This is a genomic window from Kitasatospora sp. NPDC091257 (genome assembly GCF_044757675.1).
Classification (GTDB): domain Bacteria; phylum Actinomycetota; class Actinomycetes; order Streptomycetales; family Streptomycetaceae; genus Kitasatospora; species Kitasatospora lactacystinica.
The window spans coordinates 1-4,179 of record NZ_JBIVVI010000828.1; the positions used below are offsets into that span (position 1 = coordinate 1).

General features: G+C 70.4%; 2 protein-coding genes. Both read right to left on the reverse strand.

The annotated features are described in order from the left end of the window. Nucleotides 1–1,443 (reverse strand): glycosyltransferase family 87 protein (locus ACIQOV_RS30350; protein WP_401053803.1); only part of this gene is annotated, 1,443 nt, incomplete at its 3' end. A 194-nt stretch (nt 1,444–1,637) separates the two neighbouring features. Further along, the gene (locus ACIQOV_RS30355; protein WP_401053804.1) at nt 1,638–4,106 is read right to left on the reverse strand and encodes a transglycosylase domain-containing protein; all 2,469 of its coding nucleotides are present in this window, start codon (nt 4,104–4,106) and stop codon (nt 1,638–1,640) included. Nucleotides 4,107–4,179 lie beyond the last annotated feature (73 nt).

The following is a 4,179-nucleotide window of genomic DNA, read 5'->3' on the forward strand; positions in this document are numbered from 1 at the left end:
GTCCAGCACCCCGCCGGAGGGGTCGTCGCTGCCGTCCCAGCGGACCGGGTCGTGGTCCGGGTGGAGGACGTCGCGGACCACCAGGGCGACCAGGTAGAGCGTGCCCAGCAGGTGCAGTCCGATCGCGAAGTGGTACCAGCCCTCGCTGATCCCGTGCTGCTTGGAGCCGGTGACCAGGCCCAGGTGGGACCAGATGCCCAGGGTGTAGAGCACCTCGCAGGCCTGCCAGATCAGGAAGTCCCGCCAGCGCGGCCGGGCCAGCACCGCGAGCGGCAGCAGCCAGAGCGCGTACTGCGGCGAGTACACCTTGTTGACCAGCACGAACAGCGCGACCACCAGGAAGGCCAGCTGGGCGAAGCGCGGCCGGCGCGCGGCCGAGAAGCCGAGCCACGCTATGGCCAGGCAGCCCAGCACCATCAGCACGCCGATGTAGACGTCGAGGTCGGCCAGCCCGGCGCCGCGGCGCTGCATCAGGATCAGCCAGAACGAGCCGTAGTCCTCGCCGCGGTGCTTGCTGAACACGTAGAAGGTCGACCAGCCCCGCCAGTTGGCCAGCATGATCGGCAGGTTGACCACCAGCCAGGCGCCGACCGCGCCGCCCAGCATCACCCGGAACTCGCGCCACTTGCCGGCCCGCCAGCAGAGCACCAGCAGCGGGCCGATCAGCAGCAGCGGATAGAGCTTGGCCGCGGTGGCCAGACCGATGAAGACACCGGCCCAGCCCGGCCGGGCACCGGCCCACCAGGCCATCGCCACGGCGGCCAGGGCGACCGCGAGCAGGTCCCAGTTGACGGTGCCGTTGAGCAGCAGGACCGGGGCGAGCGCGAACAGCAGCGCGTCCCACGGGCGGCGCCGGTGGGTGCGCGAGAGCGCCACCGCGGCGACCACGGCACAGGCCATCAGCAGCCCGGCGTTGATCGCCCAGAACCACTGCTCCTGGCTCTGCTGGTCGCCGCCGCCGGGCGTCAGCCAGGCCGCGACCTGCATGAACAGGCCGGTCAGCACCGGGTACTCCAGGTACTGGAGATCCCCCGAGGAGCCCGGGATGCGGTCCACGTACGGGTGCAGCCCGGCCGCGAAGCCGCGTCCGGAGAACAGGTGCGGGATGTCGCTGTAGCAGGCGTGGATGTACTGCGGCGAGCCCGGCTGGAACCAGGCCTGCTCGTAGCAGGGCAGCTTCTGCACCATGCCGAGCACCGACACCACGATCACCGCGAGCGCCAGGAAGCGCGCCGGGATCCACCAGGAGACGCCGAGCAGCGCCCGGCGGCCCGGCGGCCCGCCGAACACCTCGCTGCCGGCCGCCGCCACCGGGTCCTCGTCGGCCGGGACGACCACGGTGTTGACCGGTGGCGCGGCCGTGGCGACGGCTGCCGGGAGGGGCCCTGCGGCGGCGCCGGACCCGACCGGGCCGGCGGTTTCGTCACGATCGCTCGACGTCATGCCGGACATCCTGCCGCACCGATCCCGTCGGGACGAGGAGGCCCCCGCAACGGTCCGCGCCCCCGCACGGCGGGCGGCCCGCCGGTCGCGACGCGACGGCCGGGCCGGAAACGGCGGTGATCCGGACGAAAAACGGCGGTGGCGGCCCTCCGAGGAGGACCGCCACCGCCGTTCGGGGTCGAGCCGGGACCGGGCTACTGCCCGGCTGCCGCGCCCTGTTGGCCGCCGCCGGTGCTGCTCGGCGTCGGCCGGCCGCCACCGCCCGGCTTTCCGCCGCCGCCCGGCGACGAGCTGTCCGTCGGTCCCGGGGGCTGCGTCTGGCAGCCGACAAACGGCAGACAGCTGCCGCCCGGGTGCGGGTTCTTGGTGCTCGACGGGCTGGGCTGGTCACCGGGGCAGTCCACGCCGGGCACGCAGGTCTGGGTGGGCTGCGGCTGCACCGGCGGCTGCGGCGCCTGCGACTGGGGCTGCGCCGGGGCCGTCGGGGTGTCGGCCGTGGTCGGGGTGGCCGTCGCGGAGGCCGTGGACGGCGCACCGGAGGAGTCGACCTCGGTGCCGACCGGCTGCGGGGTCGGGAAGTCCATCTTCTTCTCGTTGGCCAGTGCGGCCCTCATGTACCGGGTGAAGACGTCGGTCGGGATGTCACCACCGTGGATGGACTCCTTGCCGCCGGTCCCGTTGAGCGACTGCCGCTCGTGCTTGGTCGGGTCCTCGCGCCACATCGCGACGCTGGTCACCAGCTGCGGGGTGTAGCCGACCCACCAGGCCGACTTGTTCTGGTCGGTGGTACCGGTCTTGCCGGCCACCGGGCGGCCCAGGTCCTTCGTCTTCTTTCCGGTACCGTTCACGGCCACGTTCACCAGCACGTCGGTGACGTTGTCGGCGACGGCCGGCTCCAGCGCGACCTTGGGCTCCTTCTTGCCGAAGCCCGGGCGCTCCACGCCGCTCACCTCGACCTTGGTGACCGAGTACGGCTCGGCCTCCTTGCCGCTGGCCGCCAGGGTGCCGTAGGCGGTGGCCATCCGGATCGGGCTGATGGTGGAGGTGCCGAGCGGGAAGGTCGCCGTCTTCGGGTCGGCGAGGCTCTCCTTCTTGACGCCCATCTGCACCGCGATGTCGGCCACGTTCTGGCCGCCGACGTCCTGGTTGAGCTGGACGAAGGGCACGTTGTACGAGTACTGCATGGCCTGCCGCAGTGAGACGTAGCCGCGCTTGCCGGAGTCCTCGTTCTTCTGCCGGTACGGCTTGCCGTCGTCGCCGATCACCAGCGAGCCGTCCGGCTTGCGGATCTCGGACATGTCGTCGGCCAGGTACCGGCTGTCGGCGTTGATCCGCTTCGGCTTGCCCTTGTCGTCCTTCGCGGTCTGCACGCCGGTCTGCATCGCGGTGGCCAGCACGAAGGGCTTGAAGGTCGAGCCGACCTGGACGCCGGTGGCGTCGGCGTTGTTGTCGAAGTGGCCGTTCTCCACGCCGTCGCCGCCGTAGAGGGCGACGATCGCGCCGTCGCCGGGGCGGATGCTGGCGGAGCCGAACTGGATGTTGGTGTCGTTGTCCGGCCGCTTCTGCGGGTTGAGGTTCTCCGACTTGACGGCGTCGACGGCGCTCTTCAGCGCGTCGACCTTGTCCTTCTCGAAGGTGGTGTAGATCTTCAGGCCGCCCCGGTCGATCATCTGCGGGGTGATCGACTTGTCGGTGGCCATCACGTACTTGTTGGCGGTGTCGACCAGGTAGCTGATCTCACCGTTCATGTTGGAGCTGGGCTTCTGCGGGATCGGGTCCGGGAACACGTTGCACTTGGCGCGCTCGTCCGGGGTGATGGCCTTGGTGTCCACCATCTGGTCCAGGATCCAGCTCCACCGGCCCTGGGCCCGTTCCTTGTTGTCCGGGTTGGTGGGGTCGTAGTACGCCGCACCCTTGAGCAGACCGGCCAGCATGGCGCTCTGGCAGACGTTGAGGTCCTTGGCGTCCACCCCGTAGTACGCCTGGGCGGCCGCCTGGGCGCCGTTCGCGCCGCGGCCGAACCAGCTGGTGTTCAGGTAGCCGGTGAGGATCTCGGGCTTCTTCTTCTCCTGGTTGATCTTCAGCGTGATGAAGAACTCCTTCACCTTGCGGCTGAGGGTCTGTTCCTGGCTCAGGTAGGCGTTCTTCACGTACTGCTGGGTGATCGTCGAGGCGCCCTGGGTCTCACCCCCCTTCGCCATGTTCCAGACGGCGCGGAGCATGCCCTTGGGGTCGATGCCGCTGTCGGTCTGGAAGCTCTTGTTCTCCGCGGCGATGACGGCGTTCTGGAGGTTGGGGCTGATGTCCTTGAGCTCGACGATCTGACGGTTGGTCTGGCCCTTGCGGGTCATCTCCGTGTTGTCGGCCCAGTAGTAGATCGTGTTCTGGTTCTGCACCAGATCGTTCAGCTCCGGGACCTTGGTGCTCTGGTACAGGTAGAACACCAGGCCGACGAAGCAGCCGAAGACCAGCAGGAAGCCGCTCAGCCACTGCTTCCAGGACGGCAGCCAGCGCCGGATGCCGCTCTTGCCGAACCGCGGGTAGTCGATGAAGCGCTTCTTGCCGGGGCCCGCGGCCACGGCGGCGGAGGCCGCGGCGTCACCGCGCCGGCCGCCCCCCTTGCCCTTCTTCTGGGCAGCCTTGCGCATCTCCGCACGGGTCATCCGGGGCTGTTGTGCGGTCTCCCTCACCCCCGAGGGGCGGGGGGGGGCGGCGCCGGCCGCGCGCAGCGCGGCG

Excerpts from the sequence above, each read along its gene's own strand:
- ACIQOV_RS30355 (WP_401053804.1), bottom strand. The coding sequence starts at position 4,106 with ATGACCCGTGCGGAGATGCGCAAGGCTGCCCAGAAGAAGGGCAAGGGG.